A 22,173-nucleotide genomic window follows, 5' to 3' on the forward strand; every position below is an offset into this window, starting at 1 on the left:
AACACGCTCATCCATGGGTTTATGAGGGGTAAAAACACCCGCTGAAGTCAATGAATGCAGTGTTGTCGTCAGGCTTCGCCAATTCCAGCTCCGGCTTGCTGTGAAATTTTGCAGCAAACGCATCAGCTGGCTTTGTTCCCCTCGATTTAACGGTCTTTTAACCGCTAACGTGTATTTTTTAACTGAACTGGCATACAGGCCGTGATCTCTCCCATCATAGCGTTGACCGAAACGATGCGATTTACTCACCAGATCATCCATTATTTCGGGTTTGATGAGGACATTAAAATCTTGAGCAGAGTTGACTGAACGGTGAATTAGATATTGAGAAGGGCGTGTGCCGGAAGAATGGTGAAATTCATTACATCCCGGGGTAGAGCGGGGGTGACTATCCCGCTGTCTGACTGTGGCATGTCTATATTGCCCACGCCCTGAAGAAGGGGCATGGCCATTCGGTTGGTTGTAACCGTTACCTGATCTTGCGTATTGACCACTGATACCAGCAGAACTTCTATCCATAATTATATTTCATTAATTAATGAAAATATAAAAAGCAGACTGCTGTTCTGCCCAGAAGTTCATTTTGCAGAAAAGTTTACTTGAGTCATGATGGGAGGAAGGCGATTACTGGCTGCCTGTTTCTTCCTCTTTGCCGGGTTGCTTCGCTCTGCTAAATGTTCTTCACCAGTCACGTATGCAGCATCTGTCCACCCTCTTTTAAGTGATACAGAGTCATGACCCTGTGGCGGGATGCCTGTCCTGATCTTTATTTGATCAATATAGGGTTTCATTAAATCGTTGTTCAAAAGCTGGTTAGTCGGGATTTCAATGACCTCAAATCCTGCTTTTTGCAGCAGTGCGATTTTCAGCAGAGTCGCACCATTCCTGGTGTTGAAATCACCACCTACGTAATGAGAGGGGCCCTGAACTTCAATCACTATGTTGTGATCTGGCAGAAGCAGGTCAACCGGAGGTAATGAGTTCAGACTCTTTTCTTCTTCGATCTTTAAAGATGGAATAGATGATTGGAGTTGATCGCGAAAGTCGGCTTGGGTTTTTGAAATGTTTGTCTGGTAATGGCGAACGAATAGACAGGCTCTGCCAAGCCAACTTGCAGCCATGGTAATGATGGATTGTTCCTCTTCATTGTTTGGCGATGTATTTTCCAGGCGAGTGAACAGGTCATCCATGTGCTTTTTAAGCACGTTATTTTTATGGGCATTGGAGTCTAGAGCCAATCTGGCACAGCATACCATTACGGCCCAGAGAGACATCGATATATCATGCTGAGATAACTGAGGGTTCTCACTGATTCTACAGACAAGCGATTCGAACGTAGAGGTAGCCAGGTTCAGCTCAATGAGTTCACCCAGTTTGGCCGTGGCCCACAGCAGGTTGGCAATACCCTGGGCATTAAATTGGTCTTTCTGTGCGTTCACGAGGGGCAACAGCGCGACCACAGCCTCGTTGAGCCCTGGTGTTGGCTCCTGCCCGTTGTCCACCAGTTTCGCCATGGCCCACAGCAGGTTGGCGATTTCCTGTGGTTTAAAGTTAGCTTTTTGTACGATTACGCAGGTCAACAGCACAGCCACCGCTTCGTTGAACTCTGGTGTCTGCTCGTGTCCGTTGTCCACCAGTTTCGCCATGGCCCACAGCAGGTTGGCGATTTCCTGTGGGTTAAAGTTAGCTTTTTGTACGATCACGCAGGTTAACAGCGTAGCCACCGCTTCGTTGAACTCTGGTGACTGTTCGTACCCGTTGTCCTCCAGTTTTGCCATGGCCCACAGCAGGTTGGCGATATGCTGGGGAATAAATTGGTCTTTCTGTGCATTCACTTGGGGCAACAGTGCGGCCACAGCATCTTTGAGCTCTGGTGTTTGCTCCAGCCCGCTGTCCACCAGCTTCGCCATGGCCCACAGCAGGTTGGTGATTTCCTGTGGTTTATAGTTAGCTTTCTGTGCGTTCACTTGGGGCAACAGCGCGGCCACGGTCTTTTTGAGCCCTGGTGTTCGCTCCAGCCCTTTGTCCACCAGTTTCGCCATGGCCCACAGCAGGTTGGTGATATGCTGAGGAATAAACTGGTCTTTCTGTACATTCACGTGGGGCAACAGCGCGACCACGGCCTTGTTGAAATCTGGTGTCCGCTCCTGCCCGTCGTCCACCAGTTTCGCCATGGCCCACAGCAGGTTGGTGATTTCCTGTGGTTTAAAGTTCGCTTTCTTTGCGTTCACTTGCGGTAACAACGCGGTCACGGTCTCGTTGAACTCTGGTGTCGATTCCAGCCCGTTGTCCACCAGTTTCGCCATGGCCCATAGCAGGTTGGTGATATGCTGAGGAATAAATTGGTCTTTCTGTGCGTTCATGTGTGGCAACAGCGCGGCCACGGCCTCTTTGAGACTTGGTGTCTGCTCCTGCCCGTTGTCCACCAGTTTCGCCATGGCCCACAGCAGGATGGCGATTTCCTGTGGTGTAAAGTTAGCTTTCTGTACGTTAACCAATAGTGGGTCCACAGCTTCTTTGAGCTCTGGTAACCGCGCCTGCCCGTTGTTCACCAGTTTTGCCATGGCCCACAGCAGGTTGGCGATTTCCTGTGGTTTAAAGTTAGCTTGCTGTGCGTTCACTTGGGGCAACAGTGCGGCTACAGCATCTTTGAGCTCTGCTGTTTGCTTGTAGCCGTTGTCTACCAGTTTTGCCATGGCCCACAGCAGGTTGGCGATATGCTGAGGAATAAATTGGTCTTTGTGGACGTTCACGTGGGGTAATAGCGCCGCCACGGCCTCTTTGAGTTCTGGTGTTCGCTCATGCCCATTGTCTATCAGTTTCGCCATGGCCCACAGCAGGTTGGCGATTTCCTGTGGTTTAAAGTCAGCTTGTTGTGTGCTCACGCGGTGTAACAAAGCGACCACGGCCTCGTTGAACTCTGATGTCCTTTCCTGCCCGTTGTTCACCAGTTTTGCCATGGCCCACAGAAGGTTGGCGATAGCCTGGGTAGCAATATCCCTGGCTGGAAGTTTTTGGTTGCAGTTAAATATTATTGCATCAAGTAGCGTTGACAATAAGCTAGCCTGAGTAAGTTTAACTCGCTCATCCATGGGTTTATGAAGGGTAAAAACACCCGCTGAAGTAAATGAGTGCAGTGTTGTCGTCAGGCTTCGCCAATTCCAGCTCCGGGTTGCGGTAAAATTTTGCAGCAACCGCACCAGCTGGCTTTGTTCTGTTCGATTTAACGGTCTTTTAGCCGCTGACGTGTATTTTTTAATTGAACTGGCATATTGCCCGTGATTTCTCCCATCATAACGATGACCGAAACGATTCGATTTACTCACCAGATCATCCATTATTTCCTGTTTGATGAGGGCATTAAAATCCTGAGCAGAATTTACTGAACGGCACTGTAGATGTTGATAAGAGCGTGTGCCAGAAGACTGATAATATTCATTGCGACCCGGTGCAGTGCGGGGGGGATTATCCCATTGTCTGACTGTGGCATGTCTGTACCGCCCGGGGCTTGAAGAAGGACTATGGCCATTCGGCTGGTTGTAACCGTTATCAGATCTTGTGTATTGATCACTGATACCAGTAGAACTTCTATCCATAATTATATTTCATTAATTCATGAACATATAAAAAGCAGACTGCTGTTCTGCTCAGAAGTTCATTTTGCAGAAAAGTTTACTTGAGTCATGATGGGAGGAAGGCGATTACTGGCTACTTGTTTTCTTCCTCTTTGCCAGGTTGCTTTGCTCTACTAAATGTTCTTCGCCAGTCACGTATGCAGCACCTGCCCGCCTTCTTTTAACTGGTACAGAGCCATGACCCTGTGGCGGGATGCCTGTCCTGATCTTTATTTGATCAATATAGGGTTTCATTAAATCGTTACTCAAAAGCTGGTTAGCCGGGATTTCAATGACCTCAAATCCTGCTTTTTGCAGCAGTGCGATTTTCAGCAGAGTCGAACTATTCCTGGTGTTGAAATCACCACCTGCGTAATGAGAGGGGCCCTGAACTTCAATCACCATGTTGTGATCTGGCAGTAGCAGGTCAACCGGAGGTAATGAGTTCAGACTCTTTTCTTCTTCAATCTTCAAAGATGGAATAGATGATTGGAGTTGATCACGGAAGTCGGCTTGGGTTTTTGAAATGGTTGTCTCGTAATGGGGGACCACCGGACACGCTCTCCCAAGCCAACTTGCGGCCATGGCAATGATGGATTGAACCTCTGCATTTTCTGGGGATGTATTTTCCAGGCGAGTAAACAGGTCATCCATGTGCTTTTCAAGCACGTTATTTTTATTGGCATTGCGAACCAGAGACAACCTGGCACACCAAACCATGACTCCCCAGAGAGACATCAATATATCTTGCTGAGAGAGCTGAGGGTTTTCACTGATTCGGTAGACAAGCGATTCAAACGTGGATGTAACCATGTTCAGCTCAACGAGCTCACCCAGTTTCGCAGTGGCCCACAGCAGGTTGGCAATTTCCTGTGGTTTAAAATTAGCTTTCTGTGCGTTCACGTGGGGCAACAGCGCAGCCACGGCCTCGTTGAACTCTGGCGTCTGCACCTGCCCGTTGTCCACCAGTTTCGCCATGGCCCACAGCAGGTTGGCGATTTCCTGTGGCTTAAAGTTAGCTTTTTGTGCGTACACGTGGGGCAACAGTGCGGCCACAGCCCCTTTGAGCGCTGGTGACCACTCCTGCCTGCTGTCCACCAGTTTCGCCATGGCCCACAGCAGGTTAGCGATTTCCTGTGGCTTAAAGTGAGCTTTTTGTGCGTACATGTGGGGCAACAGTGCGGCCACAGCCCCTTTGAGCGCTGGTGACCACTCCTGCCTGCTGTCCACCAGTTTCGCCATGGCCCACAGCAGGTTAGCGATTTCCTGTGGTTTAAAGTTAGCTTTCTGTGCAATCACGTGGGGCAACAGCGCGACCAGAGCCTCTTTGAGTTCTGGTGTCCTGTCCTGCCCGTTGTCCACCAGTTTCGCCATGGCCCACAGCAGGTTGGCAATTTCCTGTGGTTTAAAATTAGCTTTCTGTGCGTTCACGTGGGGCAACAGCGCAGCCACGGCCTCGTTGAACTCTGGCGTCTGCACCTGCCCGTTGTCCACCAGTTTCGCCATGGCCCACAGCAGGTTGGCGATTTCCTGTGGGTTAAAATTGGCTTTCTGTGCGTTCACGTAGGGTAACAGCGCGGCCACGGTCTTTTTGAGCCCTGGTGTCCGCTCCTGCCCGTTATCCACCAGTTTCGCCATGGCCCACAGCAGGTTGGCGATTTCCTGTGGGTTAAAATTGGCTTTCTGTGCGTTCACGTAGGGTAACAGCACGACCACGGGCTCTTGGAACTCTGTTGTTTGCAACTGCCCGTCGTCCACCAGTTTCGCCATGGCCCACAGCAGGTTGGTGATAGCCTGTAGTTTAAAGTGAGCTTTCTGTGCGTTTACCTGGGGCAACAGCGCGGCCACAGTCTCTTTGAGTACTGGTGTTTGCTTCTGCCCGTTGTCCACCAGTTTCGCTATGGCCCAAAGCAGGTTGGTGATCCCCTGGGCAGTAAATTGGTCTTTCTGTGCGTTCACGTAGGGCAGCAGCGCGGCCACGGCCTCGTTGAGCTCTGGTGTCCGCTCCTGCCCGTTGTCCACCAGTTTCGCCATGGCCCACAGCAGGTTGGCGATATGCTGAGGACTAAACTGGTCATTCTGTGCGTTCACGTGGGGCAACAGCGCGGCTACGGTCTCGTTGAGCTCAGGTGTCTGCTTCTGCCCATTGTCCACCAGTTTCGCCATGGCCCACAGTAGGTTGGCGATACCCTGGACTTTAAACTGGGCTTTCTGTGCGTTCACGCGGGGTAACAGCGCGGCTACGGTCTCTTTGAGTTCTGGTGTCCGCTCCTGACCGTTGTCCACCAGTTTCGCCATGGCCCACAGCAGGTTGGCGATATGCTGAGGAATAAATTGGTCTTTCTGTGCGTTCACGTGGGGCAACAGCGCAGCCACGGCCTCATTGAACTCTGGTGTCTGTTCCTGCTTGTTGTCCACCAGTTTAGCCATGGCCCAGAGCAGGTTGGCGATATGCTGAGGAATAAATTGGTCTTTCTGTGCGTTCACGTGGGGCAACAGCGCAGCCACGGCCTCGTTGAACTCTGGTGTATGCTCCTGCTTGTTGTCCACCAGTTTCGCCATGGCCCACAGCAGGTTGGCGATTTCTTGTGGTTTAAAGTGAGCTTTCTGTGCGTTCACGTGGGGCAACAAGGCGGCCACGGCCTCGTTGAACTCTGGTGTTCGTTCCTGCCCGTTGTTCACCAGTTTTGCCATGGCCCACAGAAGATTGGCGACAGCCTGGGGGGCAATATCCCTGGCTGGATGTTTTTGGTTGCAGTTAAATATTATTGAATCAAATAGCGTTGACAATAAGTTAGCCTGAGTAAGTTTAACTCGCGCATCAATGGGTTTATGAAGAGTAAAAACACCCGCTGAAGTCAATGAATGAAGTGTTGTCGTCAGGCTTCGCCAATTCCAGCTCCGTGTTGCTGCGAAATTTTGCAGCAAACGCATCAGCTGGCTTTGTTCTGCTCGATTTAACGGTCTTTTAGCTGCTGACGTGTATTTTTTAACTGAACTGGCATATAGACCGTGATCTCTCCCATCATAGCGATGACCGAAACGATCCGATTTCCTCACCAGACCAGCCATTATTTCTGGTTTGATGAGGGCATTAAAATCTTGAGCAGAGTTTACTGAACGGTGCATTAAATATTGAGAAGGGCGTGTGCCAGAAGAATGGTGAAATTCATTACATCCCGGGGTAGAGCGGGGGTGACTATCCCGCTGTCTGACTGTGGCATGTCTATATCGCCCACGCCTTGAAGAAGGGGCATGGCCATTCGGTTGGTTGTAACCGTTATCTGATCTTGTGTATTGACCACTGATACCGGCAGAACTTCTATCCATAATTATATTTCATTAATTCATGAAAATATTAAAAGCAGACTGCTGTTCTGCCCAGAAGTTCATTGTGCGGCAAAGTTTACTTGAGTCATGATGGGAGGAAGGCGATTACTGGCTGTTTGTTTTCTTCCTCTTTGCCGGGTTGGTTTGCTCTGCTAAATGTTCTTCGGCAGTAACGTATGCAGCATCTGCCCACCCTCTTTTAAGTGAAACACAGCTATGACCCTGCGGCGGGATGCCTATCCTGATCTTTATTTGATCAATATATAGCTTCATTAAATCTTTCTTCAAAAGCTGGTTAGCCGGGATTTCAATGACCTCAAATCCTGCTTTTTGCAACAGTGCGATTTTCAGCAGAGTCGAACCATTCCTGGTTTTGAAATCACCACCCACGTAATGAGAGGGGCCCTGAACTTCAATCACTATGTTGTGATCTGGCAGAAGCAGGTCAACCGGAGGTAATGAGTTCAGACTCTTTTCTTCGTCAATCTTCAGAGATGGAATAGATGATTGGAGTTGATTGCGGAAGTTGGATTGACGTTTTGAAACGATTGTCTGGTAATGGGGTACGACCGGGCACTCTCTGCCAAGCCAACTTGCGGCCATGGCAATGATGCGTTGATCAACTTCATTGACTGGGAATGTATTTTCCAGGTGAGTAAACAGGTCATCCATGTGTTTTTCAAGCACGTTATTTTTATTAGCATTGGAGTCTAGAGCCAACCTGGCACAGCACACCATGACTCCCCAGAGAGACATCAATATCTCTTGCTGAGAAAACTGAAGGTTCTCACTGATTCGATAGACAAGCGATTCGAACGAAGAGGTAGCCAGGTTCAGCTCAACGAGTTCACCCAGTTTGGCCGTGGCCCACAGCAGGTTGGCAATACCCTGGGCATTAAATTGGTCTTTCTGTGCGCTCACCCGGGGCAACAGTGTGGCCACGGCCTCGTTGAGCCCTGGTGTCTGCTCCTGCCCGTTATCCACCAGTTTCGCCATGGCCCACAGCAGGTTGGCGATATCCTGGGCATTAAATTGGTCTTTCTGCAGGTTCACTTGGGGCAATAACGCGGCCACTGCCTCGTTGAACTCTGGTGTCCGCTCCTGTCCGTTGTCCACCAGTTTCGCCATGGACCACAGGAGGCTGGCGATACCCAGGGGTTTAAAGTTAGTTGTTTGTACGTTCACGTGGGGCAACAGCGCGACCAGAGGCTCTTTAAGCACTGGTGTCCGATCCAGCCCGTTGTCCACCAGTTTTGCCATGGCCCACAGCAGGTTGGCGATATCCTGTGGTTTAAAGTTAGCTTTCTGTGCGTTCACGTGGGACAACAGCGCGGCCACAGCCTCTTTGAGTTCTGGTGTATGCTCCTGCCCGTTGTCCACCAGTTTTGCCATGGCCCACAGCAGGTTGGCGATACCCTGAGGCAATAAATTGGTCTTTCTGTGCGTTCACGTGGGGCAACAGCGCGGCCACGGCCTCTTTGAGTCCTGGTGTGTGCTCCTGCCCGTTGTCCACCAGTTTCGCCATGGCCCACAGCAGGTTGGCGATACCCTGTGGTGTAAAGTTGGCTTTCTGTGCGTTCACGTGGGGCAACAGCGCGGCCACGGTCTCGTTGAACTCTGGTGTCTGCTGTGGCCCGTTGTCCACCAGTTTCGCCATGGCCCACAGCAGGTTGACGATACCCTGGGGCTTAAAGTTGGTTTTTTGTGCGTTCACGAGGGGCAACAGGGCGGCCACGGCCTCGTTGAGCTCTGGTGTCTGCTCCTGTCCGTTGTCCACCAGTTTCGCCATGGCCCACAGCAGGTTGGCGATTTCCTGTGGTTTAAAGTCAGCTTTCTCTGGGTTCACTTGTGGCAACAGCACGGCCACGGCCTCTTTGAGCCGCGGTGTCCGCTCCTGCCCGTTGTCCACCAGTTTCGCCATGGCCCACAGCAGGTTGGCGATATGCTGAGGAATAAATTGGTTTTTCTGTGCGTTCACGAGGGGCAACAGGGCGGCCACGGCCTCGTTGAGCCCTGGTGTCCGCTCCAGCCGGTTGTCCACCAGTTTCGCCATGGCCCACAGCAGGTTGGCAATGCCCTGGGCGTTAAGTTGGTTTTTCTGTGCGTTCAGGAGGGGCAGCAGGGCGGCCACAGCATCTTTGAGCCCTGGTGTCCGCTCCAGCCCGTTGTCCACCAGTTTCGCCATGGCCCACAGCAGGTTGGTGACTTCCTGTGGTTTAAAGTGAGCTTTCTGTGCGTTCACGCGGGGCAACAGCGCAGCCACGGCCTCTTTGAGCCTTGGTGTATGCTCCTGCCCGTTGTCTACCATTTTCGCCATGGCCCACAGCAGGTTGGTGATAGCCTGAGGAATAAATTGGTCTTTCTGTACGTTCACGTGGGGCAACAGAGCGAACATGGCCTCTTTGAGATCTGGTGTCTGCTCCAGGCCGTTGTCCACCAGTTTCGCCATGGCCCACACCAGGTTGGTGACTTCCTGTGGTTTAAAGTGAGCTTTTTGTGCGTTCACGTGGTGTAACAAAGCGACCACGGCCTCGTTGAACTCTGGTGTCCGTTCCTGCCCGTTGTCCACCAGTTTTGCCATGGCCCACAGCAGGTTGGCGACACCCTGGGCATCAATATCCCTGGCTGGAGGTTTTTGGTTGCAGTTAAATATTATTGCATCAAATAGCGTTGACAATAAGTTAGCCTGAGTAAGTTTAACTCGCTCATCCATGGGTTTATGAAGAGTAAAAACACCCGCTGAAGTCAATGAGTGAAGTGTTGTCGTCAGGCTTCGCCAATTCCAGCTCCGTGTTGCTGCGAAATTTTGCAGCAAACGCATCAGCTGGCTTTGTTCCGCTCGATTTAACGGTCTTTGAACAGCTGACGTGTATTTTTTAATTGAACTGGCATATTGCCCGTGATTTCTCCCATTATAGCGATGACCGAAACGATCCGATTGACTCACCAGATCATCCATTATTTCTGGTTTGATGAGGGCATTAAAATCTTGAGCAGGGTTTACTGAACGGCACTGTAGATGTTGAGAAGAGCGTGTGCCAGAAGAATGGTAAAATTCATTGCGACCCGGTGCAGTGCGGGGGGGATGATTCCATTGTCTGACTGTGGCATGTCTGTATCGCCCACGCCTTGAAGAAGGGGCATGGCCATTCGGTTGGTTGTAACCGTTATTTGATGTTGTGTATTTGCCACTGATACCAGCAGAACTTCTATCCATAATTATATTTCATTCATGAAAATATGAAAAGCAGACTGCTGTTCTGTTCAGAAGTTCATTTTGCGGAAAAGTTTACTTGAGTCATGATGGGAAGAAGGCGATTACTGGCTGCTTGTTTTCTTCCTCTTTGCCGGGTTGGTTTTTTCTTCTAAATGTTCTTCGGCAGTCACGTATGCAGCACCTGCCCAACCTCTTTTAAGTGATACAGAGCCATGCTCCTGTGGCGGAATGCCTATTCTGGTCTTTATTTGATCAATGTATGGTTTCATTAAATCCTGATTCAAGAGCCTGTTAACCGGAATTTCAATGACCTCAAATCCTGCTTTTTGCAACAGTGCGATTTTCAGCAGAGTCGAACCATTCCTGGTTTTGAAATCACCACCTACGTAATGACCCGGTCCCTGAACTTCAAGAACCATGTTGTGATCTGTCAGAAGCAGGTCAACCGGAGGCAGTGAGTTCAGACTCTTTTCTTCTTCAATCTTCAAAGATGGAATAGTTGATTGGAGATGATCGCGGAAGTCGGCTTGGGTATTTGAAATGGTTGTCTGGTAATGGGGGACGACCGGACACGCTCTGCCAAGCCAACTTGCGGCCAGGACAATGGTGCGTTGATCCTCTTCATTGTGCAGGAATGTATTTTCCAGACGGGTGAACAGGTCGTTCATGTGCTTTTCAAGCACGTTATTTTTATTGGCATTGGAGTCTAGAGACAACCTGGCACAGCATACCATGACTCCCCAGAGAGACATCGATATCTCTTCCTGAGAAAACTGAAGGTTCTCACTGATTCGATAGACAAGCGATTCGAACGTAGAGATAGCCAGGTTCAGCTCAATGAGTTCACCCAGTTTGGCCGTGGCCCACAGCAGGTTGGCAATACCCTGGGCATTAAATTGGTCTTTCTGTCCGTTCACGCAGGGCAACAGGGCGGCCACGGCCTCTTTGAGTTCTGGTGTCGGCTCCTGCCCGTTGTCCACCAGTTTTGCCATGGCCCACAGCAGGTTGGCGATATTCTGAGGAATAAATTGGTCTTTCTGTGAATTCACGTGGGGCAACAGTGCGGCCACGGCCTCATTGAGCTCTGGTGTCCGTTTCTGACCGTTGTCCACCAGTTTTGCCATGGCCCACAGCAGGTTGGCAATTCCCTGAGCATTAAATTGGTCTTTCTGTACGTTCACGTGGGGCAACAGCACGGTCATGGCCTCGTTGAGCCCGGGTGTCAGCTCCAGCCCGTTGTCCACCAGTTTCGCCATGGCCCACAGCAGGTTGGCGATATGCTGAGGAATAAATTGGTCCTTCTGTGTGTTCACGTGGGGCAACAGCGCGGCCAAGGCCTCTTTGAGCCGTGGTGTTTGCTCCTGCCCGTTGTCCACCAGTTTCGCCATGGCCCACAGCAGGCTGGCGATATGCTGAGGAATAAATTGGTACTTCTGTGTGTTCACGTAGGGCAGCAGCTCAGCCACGGCCTCGTTGATCTCTGGTGTCCGATCCTGACCGTTGTCCACCAGTTTCGCCATGGCCCACAGCAGGTTGGCAATTCCCTGAGGAGTAAATTGGTCTTTCTGTACGTTCACGTGGGGCAACAGCACGGTCATGGCCTCGTTGAGCCCGGGTGTCAGCTCCTGCCCGTTGTCCACCAATTTCGCCATGGCCCACAGCAGGTTGGCGATATGCTGAGGAATAAATTGGTCTTTCTGTGCGTTCACGAGGGGCAACAGGGCGGCCACGGCCTCTTTGAGCCCTGGTGTCTGCTGCTGCGTATTGTCCACCAGTTTCGCCATGGTCCATAGCAGGTTGGCGATATGCTGAGGAATAAATTGGTCTTTCTGTGCGTTCACGTGGGGCAACAGCGCGGCCAAGGCCCTTTTGAGCTCTGGTGTCGGCAGCCCGTTGTCCACCAGTTTCGCCATGGCCCACAGCAGGTTGACAATGCCCTGGGCATTAAGTTGGTTTTTCTTTGCGTTCACGAGGGGCAACAGGGCGGCCACGGCCTCGTTGAGCACTGGTGTCTGCTCCAGCCCGTTGTCCACCAGTTTCGCCATGGCCCACAGCAGGTTGGCGATATGCTGAGGAATAAATTGGTCTTTCTGTGCGTTCACGTGGGGCAACAGCGCGGCCACGGCCTCGTTGAGTTCTGGTGTCCGTTCCTGCCCGTTGTCCACCAGTTTCGCCATGGCCCACAGCAGGTTGACAATCCCCTGGGCAGTAAATTGGTTTTTCTGTGCGTTCACCAGGGGCAACAGCGAGGCGACGGTCTTTTTGAACTCTGGTGTCTGCTCCTGGCCTTTGTCCACCAGTTTCGCCATGGCCCACAGCAGGTTGGCGATATGCTGCGGAATAAATTGGTCTTTCTGTGCGTTTACGAGGGGCAACAGCTCGGCCATGGCCTCTTTGAGTTCTGGTGTCTGCGCCTGCCCGTTGTCCACCAGTTTCGCCATGGCCCACAGCAGGTTGGCAATTCCCCGGGCATCAATATCCCTGGCTGGCGGCTTTTGGTTGCACTTGAATATTATTGCATCAAGAAGTGTTGACAATAAGATAGTCTGAGTAAGTTTAACTCGCTCATCCATGGGTTTATGAAGGGTAAAAACACCCGCTGAAGTCAATGAGTGCAGTGTTGTCGTCAGGCTTCGCCAATTCCAGCTCCGCGTTGCGGTAAAATTTTGCAGCAAACGCATCAGCTGGCTTTGTTCTGTTCGATTTAACGGTCTTTTAGAAGCTGACGTGTATTGTTTAATTGAACTGGCATATTGCCCGTGATTTCTCCCATCATAGCGATGTCCGAAACGGTTCGATTTACGCACCAGATCATCCATTATTTCTGGTTTGATGAGGGCATTAAAATCTTGAGCAGTGTTTACTGAACGGCACTGTAGATGTTGATAAGCGCGTGTGCCAGAAGACTGATAAAATTCATTGTGACGCGGTGCAGTGCGGGGAAGGGTATCCCATTGTCTGACAGTGGCATGTCTGTATCGCCCACGCCTTGAAGAAGGGGCCTGGCCATTCGGTTGGTTGTAACCGTTACCTGATCTTGCGTATTGACCACTGATACCAGCAGAATTTCTATCCATAATTATATTTCATTAATTCATGAAAATATAAAAATACAGACTGCTGTTCTGCCCGGAAGTTCATTGTGCGGCAAAGTTTACTTGAGTCATGATGGGAGGAAGGCGATTATTGGCTGCCTGCTTTCTTCCTCTTTGCCGGGTTGCTTTGCTCTGCTAAATGTTCTTCACCAGTCACGTATGCGGCATCTGTCCACCCTCTTTTAAGTGATACAGAGCCATGACCCTGTGGCGGGATGCCTGTCCTGGTCTTTATTTGATTAATATAGGGTTTCATTAAATCGTTGTTCAAAAGCTGGTTAGTCGGGATTTCAATGACCTCAAATCCTGCTTTTTGCAACAGTGCGATTTTCAGCAGAGTCGAACCATTCCTGGTGTTGAAATCACCACCTACGTAATGAGAGGGACCCTGAACTTCAATCACCATGTTGTGATCTGGCAGAAGCAGGTCAACCGGAGGTAATGAGTTCAGACTCTTTTCTTCTTCAATCTTCAGATATGGAATAGATGATTGGAGTTGATCGCGGAAGTCGGCCTGGGTTTTTGAAATGGTTGTCTGGTAATGGGGGACGACCGAAGAGGCTCTACCAAGCCAACTGGCGGCCATGATCATGATGGATCGATCATCTTCATTATCTGGCGAGGTATTTTCCAGGCGAGTCAACAGGTCATCCATGTGCTTTTCAAGCACGTTATTGTTATTGGCATTGGAGACCAGAGACAACCTGGCACAGTATACCATTACTCCCCAGAGAGACATCGATATCCCTTCCTGAGAAAACTGAAGGTTCTCACTGATTCGATAGACAAGCGATTCGAACGTAGAGGTAGCCACGTTCAGCTCAACGAATTCACCCAGTTTGGCCGTGGCCCACAGCAGGTTGGCAATACCCTGGGCATTAAATTGGTCTTTCTGTGCATTCACGTGGAGCAACAGTGCGGCCACAGCTTCTTTGAGCTCTGGTGTTTGCTCCAGCCCGTTGTCCACCAGCTTCGCTATGGCCCACAGCAGGTTGGTGATTGCCTGTGGTTTATAGTTAGCTTTCTGTGCGTTCACTTGGGGCAACAGCCCGGCCACGGCCTCGTTGAGACCGGGTGTCCACTCCAGCCCGTTGTCCACCAGTTTCGCCAGGGCCCACAGCAGGATGGCGATATCCTGGACATTAAATTGCACTTCCTGTGCTTTCAAGAGGGGCAACAGCGCGGCCACGGCCTCGTTGAGCACCGGTATCCACTCCCCGTTGTCCACCAGTTTTGCCAGGGCCCACAGCAGGTTGGCGATCCCCTGGGCATTAAATTGGTCTTTCTGTACGATCACGAGGGGCAACAGTCCGGCTACGGTCTCTTTGAGTCCAGGTGTTCGCTCCTGTCCGTTGTCCACCAGTTTCGCCATGGCCCACAGCAGGTTGGCGATTCCCTGTGGCTTAAAGTCAGGTTTCTGTGCGTTCACGAGGGGCAACAGTGCGGCCACGGCCTCGTTGAATTCTGGTGTCTGCTCGTACCCGTTGTCCACCAGTTTCGCCATGGCCCACAGCAGGTTGGCGATATCCTGGGGATTAAATTGGGCTTTCTGTGTGTTCACGCAGGGCAACAGTGCGGCCACAGCCTCTTTGAGCTCTGGTGTCTGCTCCTGCTTGTTGTCCACCAGTTTCGCCATGGCCCATAACAGGTTGGTGATTTCCTGAGGTTTGAAGTTGGCTTTCTGTGGCCTCACTCGGAGCAGCAGCACGCTCACGGTCTCGTTGAACGCTGGTGTTTGCTCCTGCCCGTTGTCCATCAGTTTCGCTATGGCCCACAGCAGGTTGGCAATATGCTGGGAATTAAATTGGTCTTTCTTCTGTCCGTTCACATGGGACAGCAGCGAAGCCACGGCCTCGTTGAGCTCTGGCGTCCGCTCCTGCCCGTTGTCCACCAGTTTCGCCATGGCCGACAGCAGGTTGGCAATACCCTGGGTCTTAAATTGGTCTTTCTGTGCGTCCACGTGGGGCAACAGCGCGACCACGGCCCCGTTGAACTCTGGTGTCTGCTCCTGCCCGTTGTCCACCAGTTTCGCCATGGCCCACAGCAGGTTGGCGATACCCTGGGCATCAATATCTCTGGCTTCAGGTTTTTGGTTGCAGTTAAATATTATTGAATCAAATAGCGTTGACAATAAGGCAGCTTGAGTAAGCTTAACTCGCTCATCCATGGGTTTATGAAGGGTAAAAACACCCGCTGAAGTCAATGAATGAAGTGTTGTCGTCAGGCTTCGCCAATTCCAGCTCCGTGTTGCTGCGAAATTTTGCAGCAAACGCATCAGCTGGCTTTGTTCCGCTCGATTTAACGGTCTTTTAGCAGCTGACGTGTATTTTTTAACTGAACTGGCATACAGACCGTGATCTCTCCCATCATAGCGATGACCGAAACGTTCCGATTTACTCACCAGATCATCCATTATTTCTTGTTTGATGAGGGCATTAAAATCTTGAGCAGAGTTTACTGAACGGTGAATTAAATATTGAGAAGGGCGTGTCCAGAAGAATGGTGAAATTCATTACATCCAGGGGTAGAGCGGGGGTGACTATCCCGCTGTCTGACTGTGGCATGTCTATATCGCCCACGCCTTGAAGAAGGGGCATGGCCATTCGGTTGGTTGTAACCGTTACCTGATCTTGTGTATTGACCACTGATACCAGCAGAACTTCTATCCATAATTATATTTCATTAATTCATGAAAATATAAAAAGCAGACTGCTGTTCTGCTCAGAAGTTCATTTTGCGGAAAAGTTTACTTGAGTCATGATGGGAGGAAGGCGATTACTGACTGTTTGTTTTCTTCTTCTCTTCTTCTTTTTTTGCTGGGTTGGTTTGCTTTTCTAAATGTTCTTCACCAGTCACGTATGCAGCATCTGCCCACCCTCTATTAAATGATACAGAGCCATGCTCCTGTGGGGGGATGCCTATCCTGGTCTTTATTTGATCAATATAGGGTTTCATTAAATCCTGATTCCAAAGCATGTTAACCGGGATTTCAATGACCTCAAATCCTGATTTTTTCAGCAGTGCGATTTTCAGCAGAGTCGAACCATTCCTGGTGTTGAAATCACCACCCACGTAATGAGACGGTCCCTGAACTTCAATCACCATGTTGTGATCTGGCAGAAGCAGGTCAACCGGAGGTAATGAGTTCAGGCTCTTTTCTTCTTCAATCCTCAAAGATGGAATGCATGATTGGAGTTGATCGCGGAAGTCGGCCTGGGTTTTTGAAATGGCTTTCTGGTAATGGCGGACGACCGGACACGCTCTGCCAAGCCAACTTGCGGCCATGATCATGATGGATTGATCCTCTTCATTATCTGGCGAGGTATTTTCCAGGCGAGTCAACAGGTCATCCATGTGCTTTTCAAGCACGTTATTTTTATTGGCATTGGAGTCTAGAGCCAACCTGGCACAGCATACCATGACTCCCCAGAGAGACATCGATATCTCTTCCTGAGAAAACTGAAGGTTCTTACTGATTCGATAGACAAGCGATTCGAACGCAGAGGTAGCCACGTTCAGCTCAACGAGTTCACCCAGTTTGGCCGTGGCCCACAGCAGGTTGGCAATACCCTGGGCATTAAATTGGTCTTTCTGTGCGTTCACGAGGGGCAACAGCGCGACCACAGCCTCGTTGAGCCCTGGTGTCTGCTCCTGCCCGTTGTCCACCAGTTTCGCCATGGCCCACAGCAGGTTGGCGATTTCCTGTGGTTTAAAGTTAGCTTTTTGTACGATCACGCAGGTCAACAGCGCAGCCACCGCTTCGTTGAACTCTGGTGTCTGCTCGTACCCGTTGTCCACCAGTTTTGCCATGGCCCACAGCAGGTTGGCGATATCCTGGGGAATAAATTGGTCTTTCTGTGCGTTTACGTGGGGCAACAGCGCGGCCACAGCCTCTTTGAGCCCTGGGGTCTGCTCCTGCCCGTTGTCCACCAGTTTCGCCATGGCCCACAGCAGGTTGGTGATTTCCTGTGGTTTAAAGTGAGCTTTCTGTGCGTTCACGTGGCGCAACAGCGCGGACACGACTTCTTTGAGCTCTGGTGTCAGATCCTGCCCATTGTTCGCCAGTTTTGCCATGACCCACAGCAGGTTGGTGATTGTCTGTGGTGTAAAGTCAGCTTTCTGTGCGTTCACGTGGGGCAACAGCGCGGCCACGGCCTCCTTGAGCCCTGGTGTCTGCTCCTGCCCGTTGTCCACCAGTTTCGCCATGGCCCACAGCAGGTTGGCGATTTCCTGTGGTTTAAAGTTAGCTTTCTGTACGTTCACGTGGGGCAACAGCGCGGCCACAGCCTCGTTGAGCTCTGGTGTCCGCTCCTGCCCGTTGTCCACCAGTTTTGCCATGGCCCACAGCAGGTTGGCGATATGCTGAGGAATAAATTGGTCTTTCTTTATGTTTACGAGGGGCAATAGCGCGGCCACAGCCTCGTTGAGCTCTGGAGTCCACTCCTGACCGTTGTCAATCAGTTTTGCCATGGCCCACAGCAGAATAGCGATACCCTGGGCATTTAAGTGGTATTTCTGTGCGCTCACATGGGGCAACAGCACGGCCAATGTTTTGTTGAGCCCAAGTGAACTCTCCTCGCCGTTGATCACCAGTTTCGCCATGGCCCACAGCAGGTTGGGGATACCCTGGGCATTAAATTGGCCTTTCTGTGCGTTCACGCAAGGCAACAGCGTGGCCATGGCCTCTTTGAATTCTGGTGTCCGCTCGTACCCGTTGTCCAACAGTTTCGCCATGGCCCACAGTAAGTTGACGTTTTCCTGTGGTGTAAATTTCGCTTTCTGTGCCTTTATACGGGGCAATAGGGTGGCCACGGACTCTTTGAGCCCTGGTGTCTGCTCCTGCCCGTTGTCCACCAGTTTCGCCAGGGCACACAGCAGGTTGGCGATATGCTGAGGAATAAACTGGTCTTTCTGTGCGTTCACTTGGGGCAACAGCACGGCCACGGCCTCGTTGAGCTCTGGTGTCGACTCCTGCCCGCTATCCACCAGTTTCGCTATGGCCCACAGCAGGTTAGCGATATTCTGAGGCATAAACTGGTCTTTCTGTGCCTTTATACGGGGCAACAGCGTGGCCACGGCCTCGTTGAGCTCTGGTGTCTGCTCCTGCCTGTTGTCCACCAGTTTTGCCATGGCCCACAGCAGGTTGGCGATAGCCTGAGGAATAAATTGCTCTTTCTGTGCGTTCACTTCGGGCAACAGGGCGGCCACGGCTTCGTTGAGCCCTGGTGTCCGCTTCTGGCCGATGTCCACCAGTTTCGCTATGGCCCACAGCAGGTTGGCGATTCCCTGAGGAATAAATTGTTTTTTCTGTGCGTTCACATGGGGCAACAACACGGTCACGGCCTTTTTGAGCTCTGCTGTCGGCTCCAGCCCGTTGTCCACCAGTTTCGCCATGGCCCACAGTAGGTTGGCGATACCCTGGGCATTAAACTGGGCTTTCTGTGCGGTCACGCGGGGTAACAGTGCGGCTACGGTCGCTTTGAGTTCTGGTGTGTGTTCCTGTCCGTTGTCTACCATTTTCGCCATGGCCCATACCAGGTTGGCGATAGCCTGAGGAACAAATTGGTCTTTCTGTACGTTTACGTGGGGCAACAACGCGGCCACAGCCTCTTTGAACTCTTCTGTCTGCTCCTGCCCGTTGTCCACCAGTTTCGCCATGGCCCACAGCTGGTTAGCGATACCCTGAGCACTAATATCACTGGCTTCAGGTTTTTGGTTGCACTTGAATATTATTGCATCCAGTAGCGTCGATAATAAGGCAGCTTGAGTGAGCTGAACACGCTCATCCATGGGTTTATGACGGATAAAAACGCCTGCTGAAGTAAATGAGTGCAGTGTTGTCGTCAGGCTTCGCCAATTCCAGCTCCGTGTTGCGGTAAAATTTTGCAGCAAACGCATCAGCTGGCTTTGTTCTGTGCGATTTAACGGTCCTTTAGCAGCTGACGTGTATTTTTTAATTGAACTGGCATATCGACCGTGATGTCTCCCATCATAGCGGTGACCGCAACGATCCGATTTTCTCAACAAATCATCCATTATTTCCTGTTTGATGAGGGCATTAAAATCCTGAGCAGGGTTTACTGAACGGCCCTGTAGATGTTGAGAAGAGTTTGCTCCAGAAGAATGGTAAAATTCATGGCGACCCGGTGCAGTGTGGGGGGGATGATCCCATGGTCTGACTGTGGCATGTCGGTATCGCCCACGCCTTGAAGAAGGGGCATGGCCATTCGGTTGATTGTAACCGTTATCTGACCTTGCGTATTGACCACTGATACCAGCAGAGCTTCTATCCATAATTATATTTCATTAATTCATGAAAATATAAAAAGCAGACTGCTGTTCTGCTCAGAAGTTCATTTTGCGGAAAAGTTTACTTGAGTCATGATGGGAGGAAGGCGATTACTGACTGTTTGTTTTCTTCCTCTTTGCCGGGTTGGTTTGCTCTTGTAAATGTTCTTCGGCAGTAACGTATGCAGCATCTGTCCACCCTCTTTTAAGTGAAACAGAGTCATGCCCCTGTGGCGGGATGCCTATCCTGATCTTTATTTGATCAATATATGGTTTCATTAAATCTTTGTTCAAAAGCTGGTTAGCCGGGATTTCAATGACCTCAAATCCTGATTTTTGCAGCAGTGCGATTTTCAGCAGAGTCGAACCATTCCTGGTTTTGAAATCACCACCCACGTAATGAGACGGTCCCTGAACTTCAATCACTATATTGTGATCTGGCAGAAACAGGTCAACCGGGGGTAATGAGTTCAGACTCTTTTCTTCGTCAATCTTCAGAGATGGAATAGATGATTGGAGTTGATCGCGGAAGTCGGCCTGGGTTTTTGAAATGGTCGTCTGGTAATGGGGAATGACCGGACAGGTTCTGCCAAGCCAACTTGCAGCCATGGTAATGATGGATTGATCCTCTTCATTATCTGGCAATGTATTTTCCAGGCGAGTGAACAGGTCATCCATGTGCTTCTCAAGCACGTTATTTTTATTGGTATTGGAGTCTAGAAACAACCTGGCACAGCAGAGCATTACTCCCCAGAGAGACATCGATATCTCTTTCTGAGATAACTGAGGGTTCTCACTGATTCGATAGACAAGCGATTCGAACGTAGAGGTAACCACGTTCAGCTCAACGAGTTCACCCAGTTTCGCCATGGCCCACAGCAGGTTAGCGATTTCCTGTGATTTAAAGTTAGCTCTTTGTGCGTTCACGAGAAGTAGCAGCACGACCACAGCCTCGTTAAGCTCTGGTGTCCGCTCCTGCGCGTTGTCCACCAGTTTCGCCATGGCCCACAGCAGGTTGGCAATGCCCTGGGCATTAAGTCGGTTTTTCTGTGCGTTCAGGAGGGGCAGCAAGGCGGCGGTGGCCTCTTTGAACTCTGGTGTCCGCTCCAGCCCGTTGTCCAACAGTTTCGCCATGGCCCACAGCAGGTTGGCAATGCCCTGGGTATTAAATTGGTCTTTCTGTGCGTTCACAAGGGGCAACAGGGTAGCCACGGCCTCGTTGAGCCCTGGTGTCTGCTCCTGCCCGCTGTCCACCAGTTTCGCCATGGCCCACAGCAGGTTGGCGATGTGCTGAGGAATAAATTGGTCTTTCTGTGCGTTCACTTGGGGCAACAGCGCGGCCACGGCCTCGTTGAGCTCTGGTGTCTGCTCCTGCCCGTTGTCCACCAGTTTCGCCATGGCCCACAGCAGGTTGGTGATTTCCTGAGGTTTAAAGTTGGCTTTCTGTGCGTTCACGTGGCGCAACAACGCGGTCACTGCTTCTTTGAGCTCTGGTGTCTGCTCCTGCCCGTTGTCCACCAGTTTCGCCATGGCCCACAGCAGGTTGGCGATTTCCTGAGGTTTAAAGTTAGCTTTATGTGCGTCCACGTCGGGCAACGACGCCGCCACGGCCTCGTTAAGCTCTGGTGTCCGCTCCAGCCCGTGGTCCACCAGTTTTGCCATGGCCCACAGCAGGTTGGCAATATGTTGAGGAATAAATCGGTCTTTCTGTGAATTCACGCGAGGCAACAGCGCAGCAACGGCCTCGTTGAGCTCTGTTGTCTGCTCCTGCCCGTTGTTCACCAGTTTCGCCATGGCCCACAGCAGGTTGGCAATGCCCTGGGCATTAAGTCGGTTTTTCTGTGCGTTCAGGAGGGGCAGCATGGCGACCATGGCCTCTTTGAACTCTGGTGTCCGCTCCAGCCCGTTGTCCACCAGTTTTGCCATGGCCCACAGCAGGTTGACGATACCCTGTGGTTTAAAGTTAGCTTTTTGTACGTTCACGAGGGGCAATAGGGCGGCCACGGCCTCGTTGAGCTCTGGCGACTGCTCCAGTCCGTTGTCCACCAGTTTCGCCATGGCCCACAGCAGGTTGGCGATTTCCTGTGGTTTAAAGTTAGCTTTCTCCGGGTTCACTTGTGGCAACAGCACGGCCACGCCCTCTTTGAGCTGCGGTGTCCACTCCAGCCCGTTGTCCACCAGTTTCGCCATGGCCCACAGCAGGTTGGCGATATGCTGAGGAATAAATTGGTCTTTCTGTGTGTTCACGAGGGGCAGCAGGGCGGCCACGGCCTCGTTGAGCCCTGGTGTCCGCTCCAGCCGGTTGTCCACCAGTTTCGCCATGGCCCACAGAAGGTTGGCAATGCCCTGGGCGTTAAATTGGTCTTTCTTTGCATTCAGGAGGGGCAGCAGGGCGGCCACCGCATCTTTGAGACCTGGTGTCCGCTCCAGCCCGTTGTCCACCAGTTTCGCCATGGCCCACAGCAGGTTGGCGATACCCTGGGCATTAAATTGGTCTTTCTGTGCGTTCACGCGGGGCAACAGCGCAGCCACGGCCTCTTTGAACCTTGGTGTATGCTCCTGCCCGTTGTCTACCATTTTCGCCATGGCCCACAGCAGGTTGGTGATAGCCTGAGGAATAAATCGGTCT

General features: G+C 51.2%; 10 protein-coding genes. All 10 read right to left on the bottom strand.

The window, feature by feature from the left end:
- On the bottom strand, positions 1-519 hold a 519-nt coding region (locus ACO6UX_RS23785; RefSeq protein ID WP_422450799.1), incomplete at its 3' end, for a hypothetical protein.
- Positions 520-578: 59 nt separating this feature from the next.
- A complete protein-coding gene (locus ACO6UX_RS23790; protein ID WP_422450801.1) occupies positions 579-3,596 on the bottom strand; it encodes a DUF1601 domain-containing protein in 3,018 nt (1,005 codons plus the stop codon).
- A gap of 105 nt (positions 3,597-3,701) precedes the next feature.
- Complete coding sequence (locus ACO6UX_RS23795; protein WP_422450803.1) at positions 3,702-6,944, bottom strand: DUF1601 domain-containing protein; 3,243 nt, start codon at positions 6,942-6,944, stop codon at positions 3,702-3,704.
- A 105-nt stretch (positions 6,945-7,049) separates the two neighbouring features.
- Positions 7,050-8,336 carry a DUF1601 domain-containing protein gene (locus ACO6UX_RS23800; RefSeq protein WP_422450814.1) on the bottom strand — a complete coding sequence of 429 codons (1,287 nt, stop codon included), beginning with the start codon at positions 8,334-8,336 and terminating at the stop codon, positions 7,050-7,052.
- A complete protein-coding gene (locus tag ACO6UX_RS23805) occupies positions 8,242-10,161 on the bottom strand; it encodes a DUF1601 domain-containing protein (protein WP_422450805.1) in 1,920 nt (639 codons plus the stop codon). Before ACO6UX_RS23805 ends, ACO6UX_RS23800 begins: the two co-directional genes overlap by 95 nt.
- 101 nt (positions 10,162-10,262) lie before the next feature.
- Positions 10,263-13,238, bottom strand: coding sequence for a DUF1601 domain-containing protein (locus ACO6UX_RS23810; protein ID WP_422450806.1), 2,976 nt, complete (start codon positions 13,236-13,238; stop codon positions 10,263-10,265).
- A gap of 106 nt (positions 13,239-13,344) precedes the next feature.
- Entirely contained in the window at positions 13,345-15,657 is a 2,313-nt protein-coding gene (locus ACO6UX_RS23815) for a DUF1601 domain-containing protein (protein WP_422450808.1), read from the bottom strand.
- 68 nt (positions 15,658-15,725) lie between these two features.
- Positions 15,726-15,926: a hypothetical protein gene (locus tag ACO6UX_RS23820; RefSeq protein ID WP_422450809.1), complete on the bottom strand. Its 201-nt coding sequence runs from the start codon at positions 15,924-15,926 to the stop codon at positions 15,726-15,728.
- A gap of 105 nt (positions 15,927-16,031) precedes the next feature.
- Positions 16,032-19,550: a DUF1601 domain-containing protein gene (locus tag ACO6UX_RS23825; protein ID WP_422450811.1), complete on the bottom strand. Its 3,519-nt coding sequence runs from the start codon at positions 19,548-19,550 to the stop codon at positions 16,032-16,034.
- Between the two features lie 105 nt (positions 19,551-19,655).
- On the bottom strand, positions 19,656-22,173 hold a 2,518-nt coding region (locus tag ACO6UX_RS23830; RefSeq protein ID WP_422450812.1), incomplete at its 5' end, for a DUF1601 domain-containing protein.

It is taken from the genome of Endozoicomonas sp. ALB091 (assembly GCF_049310265.1).
Taxonomy (GTDB): Bacteria; Pseudomonadota; Gammaproteobacteria; order Pseudomonadales; family Endozoicomonadaceae; genus Endozoicomonas.

Coding starts and splice junctions, on each gene's coding strand:
- ACO6UX_RS23790 (WP_422450801.1), bottom strand. CDS start 3,596: ATGGATAGAAGTTCTACTGGTATCAGTGATCAATACACAAGATCTGAT.
- ACO6UX_RS23795 (WP_422450803.1), bottom strand. CDS start 6,944: ATGGATAGAAGTTCTGCCGGTATCAGTGGTCAATACACAAGATCAGAT.
- ACO6UX_RS23800 (WP_422450814.1), bottom strand. CDS start 8,336: ATGGCAAAACTGGTGGACAACGGGCAGGAGCATACACCAGAACTCAAA.
- ACO6UX_RS23805 (WP_422450805.1), bottom strand. CDS start 10,161: ATGGATAGAAGTTCTGCTGGTATCAGTGGCAAATACACAACATCAAAT.
- ACO6UX_RS23810 (WP_422450806.1), bottom strand. CDS start 13,238: ATGGATAGAAATTCTGCTGGTATCAGTGGTCAATACGCAAGATCAGGT.
- ACO6UX_RS23820 (WP_422450809.1), bottom strand. CDS start 15,926: ATGGATAGAAGTTCTGCTGGTATCAGTGGTCAATACACAAGATCAGGT.
- ACO6UX_RS23825 (WP_422450811.1), bottom strand. CDS start 19,550: ATGGATAGAAGCTCTGCTGGTATCAGTGGTCAATACGCAAGGTCAGAT.